This window comes from Eubacterium sp. AF36-5BH, assembly GCF_003460505.1.
In the GTDB taxonomy this organism is placed as follows: domain Bacteria; phylum Bacillota; class Clostridia; order Lachnospirales; family Lachnospiraceae; genus Eubacterium_G.
In genome coordinates this window covers 217,325-233,380 of the sequence record NZ_QTVG01000004.1, presented here as the reverse complement: position 1 = coordinate 233,380, position 16,056 = coordinate 217,325, and the positions used below count along the sequence as shown (strand labels likewise).

The 16,056-nt window shown below is 34.6% G+C and carries 13 protein-coding genes; all 13 read right to left on the bottom strand.

The window, feature by feature from the left end; all coding sequences use genetic code 11:
• Positions 1 to 56 precede the first annotated feature (56 nt).
• Positions 57 to 386: a hypothetical protein gene (locus DW006_RS05415; protein WP_022164566.1), complete on the bottom strand. Its 330-nt coding sequence runs from the start codon at positions 384 to 386 to the stop codon at positions 57 to 59.
• A gap of 22 nt (positions 387 to 408) precedes the next feature.
• Complete coding sequence (locus tag DW006_RS05410) at positions 409 to 984, bottom strand: hypothetical protein (RefSeq protein WP_022164565.1); 576 nt, start codon at positions 982 to 984, stop codon at positions 409 to 411.
• Positions 985 to 1,076: 92 nt separating this feature from the next.
• The gene (locus DW006_RS05405) at positions 1,077 to 5,759 is read right to left on the bottom strand and encodes an RHS repeat-associated core domain-containing protein (RefSeq protein ID WP_158561078.1); all 4,683 of its coding nucleotides are present in this window, start codon (positions 5,757 to 5,759) and stop codon (positions 1,077 to 1,079) included.
• Between the two features lie 323 nt (positions 5,760 to 6,082).
• The gene (locus DW006_RS05400) at positions 6,083 to 7,222 is read right to left on the bottom strand and encodes a nitronate monooxygenase family protein (RefSeq protein WP_117999379.1); all 1,140 of its coding nucleotides are present in this window, start codon (positions 7,220 to 7,222) and stop codon (positions 6,083 to 6,085) included.
• On the bottom strand, positions 7,222 to 8,985 hold the full coding sequence (locus DW006_RS05395; RefSeq protein ID WP_347475072.1) for an acetyl-CoA carboxylase carboxyltransferase subunit alpha: 1,764 nt from the start codon (positions 8,983 to 8,985) through the stop codon (positions 7,222 to 7,224). Before DW006_RS05395 ends, DW006_RS05400 begins: the two co-directional genes overlap by 1 nt.
• A 38-nt stretch (positions 8,986 to 9,023) precedes the next feature.
• Positions 9,024 to 10,382 carry an acetyl-CoA carboxylase biotin carboxylase subunit gene (locus tag DW006_RS05390; protein WP_117999377.1) on the bottom strand — a complete coding sequence of 453 codons (1,359 nt, stop codon included), beginning with the start codon at positions 10,380 to 10,382 and terminating at the stop codon, positions 9,024 to 9,026.
• 159 nt (positions 10,383 to 10,541) lie between these two features.
• The gene (fabZ, locus tag DW006_RS05385) at positions 10,542 to 10,964 is read right to left on the bottom strand and encodes a 3-hydroxyacyl-ACP dehydratase FabZ (protein ID WP_022165168.1); all 423 of its coding nucleotides are present in this window, start codon (positions 10,962 to 10,964) and stop codon (positions 10,542 to 10,544) included.
• Between the two features lie 36 nt (positions 10,965 to 11,000).
• Positions 11,001 to 11,492 (bottom strand): acetyl-CoA carboxylase biotin carboxyl carrier protein, encoded by a 492-nt coding sequence (gene accB / locus DW006_RS05380; protein ID WP_117999376.1) that lies wholly within the window; start codon positions 11,490 to 11,492, stop codon positions 11,001 to 11,003.
• 10 nt (positions 11,493 to 11,502) lie between these two features.
• Positions 11,503 to 12,738 carry a beta-ketoacyl-ACP synthase II gene (fabF, locus tag DW006_RS05375; RefSeq protein WP_117999375.1) on the bottom strand — a complete coding sequence of 412 codons (1,236 nt, stop codon included), beginning with the start codon at positions 12,736 to 12,738 and terminating at the stop codon, positions 11,503 to 11,505.
• A gap of 11 nt (positions 12,739 to 12,749) precedes the next feature.
• Complete coding sequence (gene fabG, locus DW006_RS05370) at positions 12,750 to 13,487, bottom strand: 3-oxoacyl-[acyl-carrier-protein] reductase (RefSeq protein WP_117999433.1); 738 nt, start codon at positions 13,485 to 13,487, stop codon at positions 12,750 to 12,752.
• Positions 13,488 to 13,835: 348 nt separating this feature from the next.
• Complete coding sequence (gene fabD / locus DW006_RS05365) at positions 13,836 to 14,750, bottom strand: ACP S-malonyltransferase (RefSeq protein WP_117999374.1); 915 nt, start codon at positions 14,748 to 14,750, stop codon at positions 13,836 to 13,838.
• A gap of 103 nt (positions 14,751 to 14,853) precedes the next feature.
• Positions 14,854 to 15,792, bottom strand: a complete 939-nt coding sequence (fabK, locus tag DW006_RS05360; protein WP_117999373.1) for an enoyl-[acyl-carrier-protein] reductase FabK — start codon at positions 15,790 to 15,792, stop codon at positions 14,854 to 14,856.
• 24 nt (positions 15,793 to 15,816) lie between these two features.
• Positions 15,817 to 16,041, bottom strand: a complete 225-nt coding sequence (locus DW006_RS05355) for an acyl carrier protein (protein WP_022165175.1) — start codon at positions 16,039 to 16,041, stop codon at positions 15,817 to 15,819.
• Positions 16,042 to 16,056: the final 15 nt, after the last annotated feature.

Below are 16,056 nucleotides of genomic sequence, written 5' to 3'. Positions count from 1 at the left end.
TCCTCAAAATGGTATTTTACCACTTTTAGACATATTAGTAAAATTGTAAAATAAGCCTACTTGTAAAAAGGAAAGGTTATTCCGCTAGCACTACCATACTGTGACCATACCGTAGTCCATTTTGTCATTTTCCATTTTGACTTTTCTTTTTTGAACCAAATAAAATGACCTGCTTCATGGTCTGATTCCACATAATACACTTTGGCAGTTTTATTTGTATTATAAAAAACCTTATAGTATTCTATGTCGTCAATCATGTTTGTCTGTTTATACTGATTCTTAAATTCACTTCCAAATAAAAGAGTGTTACCTTCCACAAAAATATATGGCACAAGAATTATTAAAATTAAGGCAACTATTACAATTATTTTTATTTTCTTTTTCATATATTAGCCTTTCTTTGTCTACTTACCCTTTGTAATATTCTATATTGTTATTTTTTAGAAATTCTTCTACTTTTCGCTTTTTACAGAACTCGCACATATTTTCATGAGCTACACTCGACATAAAAACTTTGCCTTTTCTATAAAAACTTAAATCTTCAGGAAAATCAGGATATTTCCACTGATATAAATCCTTAACATAATCGAAAAATTTTCTCGTATCATCATTTAGTTCAATCAGAAATATTTCTTTTTCATATTCTGAAATAGAATCACAATATACCGTATCAATATAATGATTCTTGATATGCTCAGAAATACTATCTAAATACTTTTTAATATTAACACGATATCTATTATAATCCTCAACCCAGTCGTCATCCATTTCTGTATATCCTATTTTATATTCAGGAAAATATTTCGCATTAGATTCATTTATTAATGTTTTTCCTAAATTTGGCACACAAAACGCAAATTGATCACATTGTGTCATCAGGAAGTCTATCACTTTATCGTATAATTCTCCTGATATTTCACTTGTAATGCAAAAATGTTTCTTCCTAAATATTGTTTTTAATAAAATTGATATATATGCTAACATAATTTACCTCCTTAAAAATATCAAATTACTAATAATTTAATCTTCAATGTGTATAAGACTAAATTATTCTATAAAGCTATTTGTTACTTTATCTAAAACAAATACCATACATGGGCGCCATTTCTATTATAAGTATGATAATGCCAGTAATATCCTATAATTCCATTTTTTCCCTTATCAATTTCAGCCTTTGTTGGTTTTTTATTATTGCCAGCAGCTTTAGCTACAGCTTTCGCCTCTGCTTTAGTAACTGTAAACACATTGTGTCTTCTTGAAACCTCTTTTACAGCCTGCGAATATGATAATGGTCTACCAATATCAACATATCCTTTTTTTAAAGTTGCACTCCAATAACGAGTTTTAGATGTTCTTTTAACACGACTTCTTATCTTTGCTTCAGCCTTTGCTACTTCTGTAAATGCCTTAACAGCTTTAATGGCTTTTTTTATTTTACTCTTTCCCCAACTGAATGCACGTTTACCACCATGCACAACGGTATATGCTATACCAGACATTCCATTTCCTACTAATTTACAATATTCCTTAAACGAATTCATTATCTTTTTTATACTACAATATGCAATTACCGTTCCTACCAGTATTACACAAGCCTTTATAAACTCGTAAGCATAATATATTATTATAGGAGATTTACCATTTGGATCTGTGCAATTTACAACATTGTTGTTACAATAGCAATATAGATTATCTTTATATATACTTGTATCTTTTATTCCTAATATTTTAACATCATCTGCATTAATAAATCTTCCTGTTTCAGAATCATAGTACCTACTTTGGAGATAGTAAAATCCACTTTCGTTATCTTTGTAATATCCTCGATAAGTTATATGATTTAATTTTAATGCTGTTTCATTTTCATATGATACATCAACAATATTTCCCCATGCATCGTATGAATACTTCACAAGTTCTTTTCCCTTTGTATCAAGAAGACCAATAACATCTCCCTGTTTATTTTTTTCAAAATAAATTGGTGTTTTAACGATATTACTATTATCAACTTCACTATACTCAAAACCTATAGCTTCATCATCATTGTTATAAAAATACCAAATATCATACTTCTTTTCATCTCCCTTATATGCTACTGTCTCTCTTATAAGCTTAGAATCATCCCATTGATAATTAGTTATAGATTCCTTTGTATCTTTATATGTTCTTAATCCATCCTGATTATATTTATATGTAACACTTGAACCATCTTTTAATGTCATTTGTTCAAGTTGTCTGCCTCTTGTCCACTTAAAAGTTTTTCCGTCAATATAATCTATAGGATTTCCCATACCATCATAAGTTATCTTCTGTCCGTCATACTGTGTAAGTTGATCTGCCCATTCTCCATTTTGATAACTATATTTAATATCTCTTACATTAGTAAGACTTCCATCATTATTAATTTCTTTTATGTGTTTTGCTACAACATTTCCTGTACTTGTATATCCATATGTACAACCTGTTTTATTAACATAATCAAGTTCCTTTGTAATTCTTCCGTGTACATCATAGGCATATTCATAAATTTTCTTATCGCCCAGCTTTATTTCCGTTATATTTCCTGCCAAATCATATATATAGCTAAATACCTTTTTATTTCCACTAAAAATTATTGTATATAATGATTCCTGTTCTGTATTCTTCTTTTCATCTACATTAAATATTCCCTGACCATTAAGACTTGAATACAATTTTCTGCTTATTGTTTGTTCATTATCACTTGACTCTTCTGTCAACACTGCATTATTGTAAAATACATTTGTCATCAATACTTTGTTTTCATCTGACATATCAGACTTTTGAGTTGTCTTATATGTTGCGTTTCTGTCTAAAATATCTTTATATGTATACTCAATATTTTTTTGTGTAATGCCACTTTCTTCATTTTGTTCTGTATTGACTGTCTTTATAAAGCCATCATTTCTTTCAACCTTTACATTATCACCTGTATAAATGTAGTTATAACTTACAGCTTCTTTTCCTGTATTATCTGTGAATTTTATAATCTTTCCCGCATCATTGTATTCGGTTGTATATGCAGGAATGCTGTTTGTATCATAATATATTTCTACTTTCCTAGCAACTGATGTTGTATCGTTTTCTGCCACCTTCATTTCAGTTGTTACTGTTCGAATCTTTTGATTATTACCATATGTAGTTGTATTTTCTGTACTGTTTATTATCTCTCCTACAGCAATATCGGAAGCTTCATCATTGCTTTTTATTATATTTTCCGAATTATTTACAAGCTCTATATTTCCTACTTTAAGCGACTTCATCTCACTGTCTTGATATTCCATTGTATATGCTGTTTTCTGATCACATATGTATATTACATTTCCGTCACTATCATATGTATATGTAATGCATATTGTGTGGTCTTTATCATTTTGATTTTCTTCTACAACAGCAGTGTTGTTTCCTTTTTCATCATAGAAATATTTTACCACTTTATTTAAGTTTTCATCACCATAATCGGTTGTTACTTTTTTTATATCATTTCTATAAATATTTTTTAAATATGTGGTCTTTACACCGTTGTCATATTCAGAATATTCTCTATCGTAAAGTCCTTTATGTACCTCTGCTGAACATGCTCCTAATCTATCTGTTCCTTTATTCTGAGGGTTATCTGTTTTTCTCGGATTTGTTGTTTCAAAATCATCAGAATCTTTTATTTCATCAAAATCTGAATCCTTTAACCACGGATCTGTTCCTTCTTTATATTCTCTTAAATCTGTCCATCCATCTCCATCACTATCTGCTCCTGATTCATTTGCTACTGCCGGATCTGTACCCAATGTAAATACTTCATAGCCATCTGGGAATCCATCTCCGTCTGTATCCTGATTGTATGTGCCATCAGATTTCTTTTCATTCCACTTTGTCTTAAAATCCCATATTTCATATCCATTTTCGAGTCCATCTCCGTCTGTATCAATTTTAACATTTTCGTAGGTGATTTCTGAATCATCATCCTCATTGCTCTTCTTAAGAGATACAATATTCGAAGGTCTAACTGTTCCATCAGAATATAACAAGCATGCTCTTAAATCTATACAATCTTCATTGTCTGATGCTATCTTGATTGTCTCGTCTATTGTTGTTCCCTTTCCTACTACTGAAAACACTGATGCATTATTTTTTCTCGCATATATTTTATATCCGGTTACTGTCACCCCATCATCTGTATTATTATCTGTAATGTTAAGTTGAATATTATTTTCATCATTAGCATACTCTGCATTTAATTCTACTGTTTCATCATATGATTTCATTTCTCTATAATTAACAGCAATTGCCATATATAATGGATCTCCGTATTTACCATTCTCTGAACTTGAATACTGTATTTCAGGACTATAGATAGATGCTGCCATTCCTTTTTCAGGACATGTGAACACTAATCCATTATCCTCTAACTTACCATCTGCTATATCCTGCACCCAATCAGTTATATCTAGTGTATGACGATTTCCTTCCTCTCCTGTACACTGTGTTTCAGCAATATAATCATCTGATATTTTGGGCTGTGAATTCCATGTTATTGTTGATTTATCCCATTTAGCTAATGCTCTTTTAATTTGAACAGTACCTGTTGGATAATAATCCGGTGTTTTACTTTCACTAAAAATAAGTTCTGCACTTTCTATATATTTGCCTTTAAGAGGTGTTTTAGTTCCAACAAAACTTTTTCCACTTAAAAGATTTGTTGTATCAAGATATATTCTATTTTCACTATTATATGGATATGCATCTTTTAGATAATTAGTAACGTTTAATATTTTATAGTTCATCATTGAATCAGCCATAAATGGAACTGACCATACACCTCTTGTTGCTAAATAGTCAGCCATCCATACCATTGTCGGATCAACCTTCACAGGATACTTCAATGATTCATTATCAAAATATTGTCTGTTAAGTTTAACTTCTATTTCTGTCTCTGAATTTTCTTTCTTTAGTTTATATTCAACATTTTCATAATCTACATCTCCATTACCATCCTCTAAATTTGGTGGTGAAATATATCCTATTGTTTCATTTGTACTACTATCACATACTAAAATTCCTCTGTAATTTTTTCTTTGCTTCAAGCATATGTTTTCACCTTCTATTTTATATTTAAATGAGTATTTTTCAGGTTTTTCTTTTAGTAATATATTTTCCTTAACTCCGTTCTTCATTGAAATATACTCATATTTAATATTCGTTTCTTCTGTTGAATATGTAACTGTACTTTCATTCTTTTGCGGAATATATTCTTCTTCAGTTACAGGCAACATATTTAATATATATTTCCCATTATTCAAAACAACCCCTGTATCTACAGATAATGTCTTTGGGAAATATTGTCTTATGTTCCCACTTTCATTTATATATTTATAGTCTTCTCCGTTTACGTCTGTCTTTTCATCTAATATATCTTTCGCATCTTTTGATATTTTAACAAGCTTCGTTGAAAAGTCTGACAATTCGCCCTTGTCCTTAAATCTTATACTATCTGTATGTATTTCTGTCTTTTTAGAGCCATCACTCATTAAATAAGTATTTGAATTTTGAGTTCTTTCATCTTTTAACTCTTTTAAAACTTTCGGTTTCTCCTTAACTACTTTTTGTTCAGGTTTACTTGCATTTTCTACCCCACTGACAGATTTATACACTCCTCCGTTTCCCAGTGTGGTAGTTGTAGCTACCGTAAGTGCAATAGCTACTACTTTTTTGAACTTCCTACTCTTAAAAATTTTCTTTTTCATGTTCCTTCCTCCCATGTTTTTCATGTGTTACTTGGTATTACTTCATACCAGTTACTAATTATGGGAAATGAACAAATACAAAATTTCATTTTCGATAAATCAAATACAATTTCTAAAAGAATTTAACCAACAAAAAACAAAACTCTGCCACAACAGCAAATCTCTCAGATTCTATCTGATACATTAACTGTTATGCCAGAGTCTCTTATGTTCTTATTAATATTAATGTTTCTAAAATCTTAGGTTCTTCATTGCCTTCTCATTCACGTACCCATCTATATATCCACAGTATAACATTTTCATTTTTTTATGCAACCTTTAAACTACCCAAACAGTTTTTCTATAACCCTATGAACTGTTGTAATTTCATTTTGCATATAGGCATTTGCTCCACAAAATAGTAAGCCGTTATCTACATTTCCCTCTGCTGCATTAATTAAGCGCTCTGTAATGCAATATGGTATGTTTGCCGGATTGCATTTTTTGAGACATTTAAGGCATTTCTTTGGTGGAAAATTTTCTCCTGCCATAACCTGACTCATAAACTTATTTTTGATGGCTCTTCCAGGCATCCCCACCGGACTTTTCACAATTGTAATTTCATCTTCTTTTGCATTAACATAAGAATTTTTATAATTAATGTGAGCGTCACATTCTTCCGTTGTCACAAATAATGAACCTACCTGAACTCCGTCCATTCCTAAGTCAAATGCATTTTTCACATCATCTCTTGTTGTAATTCCACCTGCCAAAACAATGGGGATTTTTTTTGAATATTTATTCTCGTATTCCTGAACTACTTTTTTAATTTCCAAAACTTCCTCACTGTAATCCTTTATACATTTTCTTTCAAATTTATCATTTTGATTATCTTCAGAAATTTTCAAACCACAATTTTCATTTTTTTTGCATGCGCCAAAACCATACTTCTCCAGCTCATCTTTTTTAAATCCAAGATGACCACCTGCTTTTGGTCCTTCAATAACCACTAAATCGGCTGTTTTCTTGTATCGTGTATCCCAGTATTTTAAAATAACCTGAGCTGACTTTTTACCTGATACAATGGGGGCTATTTTTGTTTTGTAACCTTGCACAAAAGCAGGTAAATCCACCGGTAGTCCTGCGCCGGAAATAATAATGTCTGCCCCTGCCTTCACTGCTGCAAGCACCTGCTCTTTATAATTGGTAAGCGCAGTCATTATGTTAAAGCCTAAAATTCCTTTTGGAGCAATTTTTCTGGCTTTTTTCAATTCCTTCTCAATGGCACGTAAATTAGCTGCCAAGGTATTAACGTAAAAATCCTTTTCCTTAAATCCAATTTGTGCCGTGGAAATAATTCCAACACCACCTTCATTTGCTACCGCTCCTGCAAGATTTCCCAAAGAAATTCCAACGCCCATTCCACCTTGAATTAATGGGATTTTCGCCTGCAACTCCCCTATTTTTAAAGGTTTAATATTCATTACATTCTCCTAAATCGATTATATCTTTCATTAACAATTTCTTTCTCTGATAAATGAGATTTGCTAATTAAAAACTGGTCTATTTCTGTTTTTAGCCTATCAGTTACAAATTCAATGGTTGTAACATTATAGTCAACAGGTTCCTTAAATATTTTTTCAATTACATTTAACTGCTTCAAATCATCCGCTGTCATTTTCATGGCTTCTGCCGCTTTGTCAGCTTTTTTTCCATCTTTCCAAAGAATACTTGCATAGCCTTCAGGAGACAAAATCGAATACACTGAATTTTCCAGCATCCAAACTTCATTGGCAACTGCCATGGCTAAGGCGCCGCCACTTCCCCCTTCTCCTACAAAAATAGAAAGAATAGGTACTTTTATTGCTGACATTTCAAAAAGATTTCTTGCTATGGCTTCACCCTGACCCCTTTCTTCTGCCTCCAAGCCGCAAAATGCTCCCGGAGTATCAACGAAGCATATTATAGGTCTGTGGAATTTTTCTGCCTCTTTCATTAAACGCAAAGCCTTTCTGTAGCCTTCCGGTGATGGCATGCCAAAGTTTCTGCTAATGTTTTCTTTTGTGTTGTGACCTTTTACCTGAGCGATAACTGTTACCGGCTTATTGTTAACAGTTCCAATTCCACCAACAATTGCGCTGTCATCTCCAAAATATCTGTCACCATGCAACTCTGTAAAATTCTCCACAAGTTTTTCTATATAATCAAGTCCTGTAGGACGTTTGTTCTCTCGTGAAATCTGAACTTTTTCCCAAGGTGTCAAATTGTTCTGAAACGTCTTATTTTCTGTTTCACAATTTCCGTCGTCTATCGGAGATTTTTTTGAATCACCTTCGGAATTTTCCCTCTGCCAATTCCTATCCACCTTGATTTCGTTGCTCTCTTCATTTAATTTCTGTAAGTCCTTTTCATCTATAACTTTATAATTTTCTTTACTGCTCTTCTTAGGATAATGAAGTTTAATAATCTCTGACAACTTATTTTTTAAATTCTGTCTTTCCACAATTAAATCTATAAAACCATGTTCAAGCAGAAACTCTGACTTCTGAAATCCTTTTGGCAGCTTCTGGCCGATTGTCTGTTCAATTACTCTGGGACCTGCAAAACCTATTAACGCATCAGGTTCTGCCATAATAATATCCCCAAGCATTGCAAAACTTGCAGTAACCCCACCTGTTGTTGGATCAGTTAAAACAGATATGTAGAGATTTCCACTTTCGCTGTGACGTTTTAGGGCTGCCGATGTTTTTGCCATTTGCATAAGGGAAATAATTCCCTCCTGCATTCTTGCCCCACCGGAACATGCCACAATTACAAGAGGAAGATTTTCTTCTGTGGCTTTCTCTACAGTTCGTGTAATTTTTTCGCCAACAATTTCTCCCATACTTGCCATTAAGAAACGCCCGTCCATTACCGCCAAAGCAACTTCACTGCCGTTAATTAAAGCTTTTCCTGTTATTACTGCTTCTTCTAATTTTGTTTTTTCTTTTACTTCCAATAATTTCTTTTCATACTCTTTATCTCCAAGTGGATTGCTAATTTCCAGTCCCTCAAACCATGGTTCGAAAGTTCCCTTGTCAACAAGCATTTTGATTCTGCGCTTTGCGTGCATTCTCACATAACCGCCACATTTAGGGCAAATATAGCCATTCTCCCTGACCTCTTCTGACAATACCATTTGACCACATTTTTTACATTTTCCAAAAAGTCCTTTTGGCACATCCGGCTTTGGAATTTTTATTGTCACATATCCACTTCTTTGTTTTTTTATTCTTGTTTTTAGTCTCAACTTACAGCTCTCCTCTGCTTATTAAACTGCTCAATAAAATCTACGTCAAAATCCCCCGAAATAAATTTTTCATTATTTATTATTTCGTATTCGTAATCTATATTTGTATCAATGCCTTCAATTACCACTTCTCCAAGGGCACTTCGCATTTTGTTAATTGCTTCCTGTCTGTTGTCACCATAAACTATAAGTTTTGCTAACATTGAATCATAGTAAGGTGTAACTTCGTACCCTGTAAAAATAGCTGAATCAACACGTACGCCATTTCCACCTGGAAAATGCATTTCTGTAATTTTTCCGGGACTTGGTCTAAAATTCTCCTCTGGATTTTCCGCATTAATTCTGCACTCTATTGAATGGCCTTTAATTTCAATTTCATTTTGTGTAAAAGGAAGTTTCTCTCCCTGAGCAATTTTAATTTGCTCTTTTACAATATCTATACCTGTTATGTTTTCTGTTATTGGATGCTCCACCTGAATTCTTGTATTCATTTCCATAAAATAATATTTACCTGTTTTCTCTAACAAAAATTCAATTGTGCCGGCATTTTCATAACCTGCTGCTTTTGCGGCTCTTACTGCCGTCTCGCCCATTTCTTTTCTTAATTCTTCTGACAAGGCGCTAGACGGTGCCTCCTCAATAATTTTCTGATGATTTCTCTGAAGAGAACAATCACGTTCCCCTAAATGCACTACATTTCCATATTTGTCTGCTAAGATCTGGAATTCAATATGACGTGGATGTTCCACAAAATGTTCAATGTACATGGTGTTGTCTCCAAATGCCATTTCACTTTCTTTTTGTGCAGCCTTAAAAGCACTATCGAATTCCGACGGTGTAAAAGCCACTCTCATACCTTTTCCACCACCACCTGACGCTGCCTTAATCATAATGGGATAGCCAACCTTCTCAGCTACCTGCTTTCCCTTTTCAACCTCTACAATTCCACTATCATTTCCGGGAATTACCGGAACATTAGCTTCTATCATGGTTGTTCTCGCCTGTACTTTGTTTCCTAAATTTTCAATAACTGTATGATTTGGTCCAACGTATGTGATGTTACATGTTTCACATAATTTTGCAAAAGTTGGATTTTCTGATAAAAAGCCAAAACCCGGATGAATTGCATCTGCGCCTGTTGTAATGGCAGCACTAATAATGCTTTCCATGTTCAGGTAACTTTCGCTGGACTTTGTTTCACCTATGCAAACAGCTTCATCTGCTAACTGGGTGTGTAATGCTTCCTTGTCTGCAACAGAATATACTGCAACAGTTTCTATCCCCATTTCCCTACAAACTCTTATAATTCTTACTGCAATTTCACCTCTGTTTGCAATTAACATTTTTCGTATCACCAAAATCACCTCTAATTTCCAATTATCTGTTTTATTAAATTAATCTTCCTATCCACATCAAAACTGCCGGTTTCTTTGCCGCCCACATTCTATATTGCTTTAAACTGGCATTAAATCCTGTCACTGTTTTTCAACTGCAATAGGTCTTTTTATTAATTTTTAACCAACCATAAATGTAAGTTCTGCTGTCACTACCACTTTTCCATTAACGGAGGCTTTTGCCTCTCCAATTCCCATAGGTCCTTTTTGTCTGATTATTTTTGTTTCAAGCTTAATCTTGTCACCGGGAACTATTTTTCCTTTAAAGCGACATTTGTTAATTCCACCAAAGAATGCTGTTTTTCCTTTGTTTTCTTCCTGACTTAAAATTGCAACTGCTCCAACCTGTGCCAATGCCTCTACTGTTAAAACTCCAGGCATTACAGGCATCCCCGGAAAATGTCCCTTAAAAAAATCTTCCCTGTAAGTTACGCATTTGTAGCCAACAGCATAAACTCCAGGCTCATAATCTTCAATATAATCAATCAATAAAAAAGGATGTCTGTGAGGTATAATTTCCTGTATTTGTTTTATGTTTAACATTTATTTCCTACTTTCTAATTTTTTACAACTTTTCTTCTATTCTATAACGAACATTTCCTGACCAAATTCCACAGGTGATTCATTGTCAACTAACACTTCTTTAACCACCCCATCGAACTTTGACTCAATTTCATTCATTAGTTTCATAGCTTCAACAATTGCCAGTGTTTGTCCTTTTTTTACTTTGTCACCCACTGAAACAAAAGGTGGCTCATCTTCTGCCGGTGCCAGATAAACTGTTCCAACTAACGGAGATGTAACAATGTTTCCTTTTATTTCTTTTTCAATTTCAGACTGCTTACCGCTATTCTCACTGCTTCCCAAATTTTCCCGATTGTTAGCAGGATTAACATTTTCCTGAGAAATAGTAGCTGTAGTTTTTGCATCTGTTATGGCAACCGTTTTCTTTTCGTCATAAATTGTGCCTTTTGAAAGTTGTAATTTTACTCCATTTTCTTCATATCTAAATTCGTATAAATTAGAATTTGATACTTCATTTATTAAAATTTTAATATCCTTAATGTCCATTTTTTCCCCTTTACTTGCTATATTTTCTTACAGCTAAAGTTGCGTTATGTCCACCAAAACCTAATGAGTTACTAAGTGCAAAATCAACATTTGTTTCAACGCCCTGTCCCATTACATAATCAAGGTCTAACTCCTCATCCGGCTCTGTTAAACCAACTGTCTCATGTATATAACCTTCGTTAATACTCTTTACACATGTAATAAATTCAACACCACCTGCGGCACCTAGCAAATGTCCAATCATTGATTTAGTTGAATTTACTTTTACATTCTTTGCTGCCTCTTTAAGTGCAAGTTTAATGGCTCTTGTTTCAAATAAATCATTGTGATGTGTACTTGTTCCATGAGCGTTAATGTAATCAACGTCTTCCGGCTTTGCCCCTGCTTCTTTTATGGCAAGTTCCATTGCTTTTGCTGCTCCACTTCCATCTTCAGCAGGTGATGTAATATGGTAAGCATCACAGGTTGCTCCGTAACCTACCACTTCCGCCAAAATATTTGCACCTCTGTCTAAGGCATGTTCCAGTTCTTCAAGAACAACTATTCCTGCACCTTCTCCCATTACAAAACCACTACGTTTCTTATCAAATGGAATTGATGCCTGTGTTTTGTCAGTTGTTTTTGTTAATGCTGTAAGACTTGTAAAACCTGCAACCCCTAAAGGTGTAATTGAACTTTCTGTTCCCCCTGCTATCATTACGTCGGCTTCGCCACACTGAATTGATCTGTACGCCTCGCCAATTGAATGTGTTCCTGTTGCACAGGCAGTTACCACATTAATACATTTTCCTTTTGCTCCAAAGGCGATTGCCACGTTACCTGCTGCCATGTTTGTAATCATCATTGGCACAAGTAATGGTTTAACTCTGCCAGGTCCTTTTTCCAGAAGCTTTTTGTTTTCTTCTTCCATATCCTTCATGCCACCAACACCTGAGCCAACACTTACTCCCACTTTGTAAGGGTCTTCTTTTGCCAAATCAAGCCCTGACTGTTCAAGTGCCTCCTTTGCTGCACACACAGCATACTGTGAAAATGGTGACATTCTCTTTGCCGCCTTAAATTCCATTCTTTCTTTTGCCACAAAGTCTTTAACTTCTGCTGCTAATTTTACAGAATAATCTGTTGTGTCGAATTTGGTAATTTCGTCAATTCCAACTTTTCCTGCTTTAATTCCCTGCCAAAATTCATCTACACTATTTCCAATTGGTGTTATTGCACCCATACCTGTTACTACAACTCTTCTCATATGACACCTCGCTACATTACCATTCCACCATCAATGTGAAATACCTGTCCTGTTATATAATTACTTTTTTCACCTGCTAAAAATGCCACCAACTCGGCAACTTCCTCAGGCCTTCCAAATCTGTTAAGGGGAATTTGTGAAACTGCCTGCTCTTTTACCTTGTCAGATAATTTTGCAGTCATGTCTGTTTCAATAAATCCCGGTGCAATTGCATTTACATTAATATTTCTTGATGACAATTCTCTTGCCATTGATTTTGTAATTCCAATTACTCCTGCTTTCGCCGCTGAATAATTAACCTGCCCGGCATTACCTGCAACTCCTGAAACTGAAGTCATGTTAATGATTTTTCCATGTCTTTGTTTCATCATTATTCTTGAAGCAAATTTAATGCAGTTAAATGTTCCTTTTAAATTAGTATTAATTACAGCGTCGAAGTCTTCTTCTTTCATCGCCATACACAAACCATCTCTTGTAATACCTGCATTGTTTACTAAAATATCAATGGAACCAAATCTGTCTTTTATTTCATTAGTAAATTCACTGCATTTATTAAAATCTGAAATGTCGCACTGCATGGCTGTTGCCTTGCCACCTGCATTTTCAATTTCTTTTACTACTGTTTCTGCTTTTTCTCTGGAGCCTGCGTAGTTTACAATTACTGTGGCACCAAGTGAAGCTAGTTTTTTTGCAATGGCAGCTCCTATGCCTCTTGAAGCTCCTGTTACAATTGCTACTTTATTTTCCATATAAAACCTCTGTTCCAGATAATCAAAATCTACACTCTCTTTCCCATGCACATAGGCAATATGCATTCACGAAAGCACGCTCCCGCTGCCTTCAGCTCGTAGCGGTTCTACAAAGCCGACTTCGCTGCCTTTGTGAACCCACGGCTTCAGAGCACTTTCTTAGAATGTTTATTACCTATGTGCAACGTACTGGGAAGGCTTGTACGTGCAGTATCCTAAGTGTAACGTGCTTTCGTGAATGTATATCTGCAAAGCAGAAAGAAGAAAAGCTATATTTTTGATTATCTTGATTTTATTCTTTAATATTTTTTACTTTTCTAAAAAAGAGTTAAATTATCTTATTAATTTCTAATTTTGATTTAGTTTTTTTAAGTCTTCATATTGACTTATGTTTATACATTTTACATTTCTGTCTATTTTGCGTAAGAAGCCTGCGATTGTTTTTCCGGGACCTATTTCAATAAATGTGTCTACGCCTTTTTCTATCATGTTTCTTACACTTTCTTCCCATCGAACCGGTGAGTAGACCTGTTTTATTAACAATTCTTTTGTTTCATTAACATCTTCCACATATTGTGCTGTTACGTTTGTAACGTATGGTATTGTTAATGGTGTGAATTGTACTTTTTCAAGTTGCTCTCCTAGTTTTTTTCCGGCTTCTTTTAGGAATTGTGAGTGGAAAGGCCCACTTACGTTTAATTCTACTGTTCTTCTGGCTCCGGCTTCTTTCAATGATTCCATTGCTTTTTCAACGGCATCTTTTTTTCCGGTTATTACAATTTGTCCCGGGCAGTTGTAATTTGCCACTGACACGTTTTCCATCTTGTTTACAATGTTATCTATTTGCTCAGCTGTCATTCCAAGAATTGCTGCCATTGTACCTTCACCTTTTGGCACAGCCCTGTTCATAAGAATTCCTCGTTGTCTTACCGTTTTTATGGCATCTTCGTAAGAAAAGCCACCGCTTACTGCAATTGCCGCATATTCTCCAAGGCTTAGCCCTGCTGCAACGTCAGGTTTAATTCCCCTGCTTTCTACTTCTTTTGTTATTGCAAGATATGTAGTAACCAAAGCCGCCTGTGTGTACTCTGTATCATTTATTTCCTGATTTTCCTGAAAACAGATTTTCTTTATATCAAAATCAAGTACCTGATCTGCCTTGTCAAATACTTCTTTTGACAAAACACTGTTTTCATAAAAGTCCTGTGCCATGCCTACTGTCTGCACACCCTGTCCCGGATATACAAATGCGATTTTACTCATATGCTCCTCCAAAAATTTTAAATACAACTCTAATTTTTCTCCACTGATTTTTAGATATGAATACTAAATTTTACTTTTAAAATCTCACGTCAAAATTCCAGCTTTAAAACTCTGCCAATCTATTTTCTATTACCTGTTGTCCTTCGGTTACAACTTTTTCGATAAGTTCCTTGCAGGTATATTGTTTTTTTACCAAACCGGCAATTTGCCCCGCCATTAGACTTCCTTCTTTTACGTTGCCCTCAACAACAGCTTTTCTTAAACCACCTAAAGTTAAAAGTTCTAACTCTTCCAATGTGGCACCTTCCTGCTCTTTTTTTATGTACTCATTGCTCATTTGATTTCTAAGTACACGTACAGGATGTCCTGTTGAGCGACCTGTTACCTTTGAGTCAATGTCTTTTGCCTTTATTATTTTTTCCTTATAATTTTCGTGAACGTTACATTCTTTTGTGGCAACAAAATGAGTTCCCATTTGAACTGCCTTAGCTCCCAACATCAGTGCCGCAGCAAAACCTCTTCCATCAGCGATCCCGCCTGCTGCAATGACAGGTATATTCACTGCATCAACAACCTGTGGCACCAAAGACATTGTTGTAATCTCCCCAATATGTCCTCCTGCCTCTGTTCCCTCTGCAACTACTGCATCGGCTCCACAGCGTTCCATCATTTTTGCCAAGGCACAACTTGCAACTACAGGAATTACTTTCACTCCAGCTTCTTTCCATTCTTTAATGTACTTTGCTGGATTTCCTGCTCCTGTAGTAACAACAGGTACTTTTTCTTCTACAATTACTTTTGCGATTTCATCTGCCTCCGGGTTCATTAACATAATGTTTACCCCAAAAGGTTTATCAGTTAATTTTTTTACTTCCCTAATTTGGTCTTTTACCCAGGATGCAGGTGCTCCACCTGAACCAATCAGCCCAAGTCCGCCGGCATTGGAAACGGCAGCTGCTAAATGATAGTCAGCCACCCATGCCATACCACCCTGAATTATGGGATATTCAATATTTAGTAATTCTGTTATCTCTGTTTTCATAACGAAATTTCCTACGCTTTTCTATTATTTATTGTCCTGAATATATTTCACAACATCTCCAACTGTCTTGATTTTTTCTAAATCTTCTTCAGGAATCTTTACGTCAAACTTATCTTCAAATGCCATTACAAGTTCAAATAAATCTAATGAGTCAGCTCCTAAATCTTCATTAAATGTTGCTGTTTCCACAACCTTGTCTTCATCTACTCCTAATTCTTCAACAATAATTTCCTTAATTTCTTCAAACATTTTTTAATCTCCTTA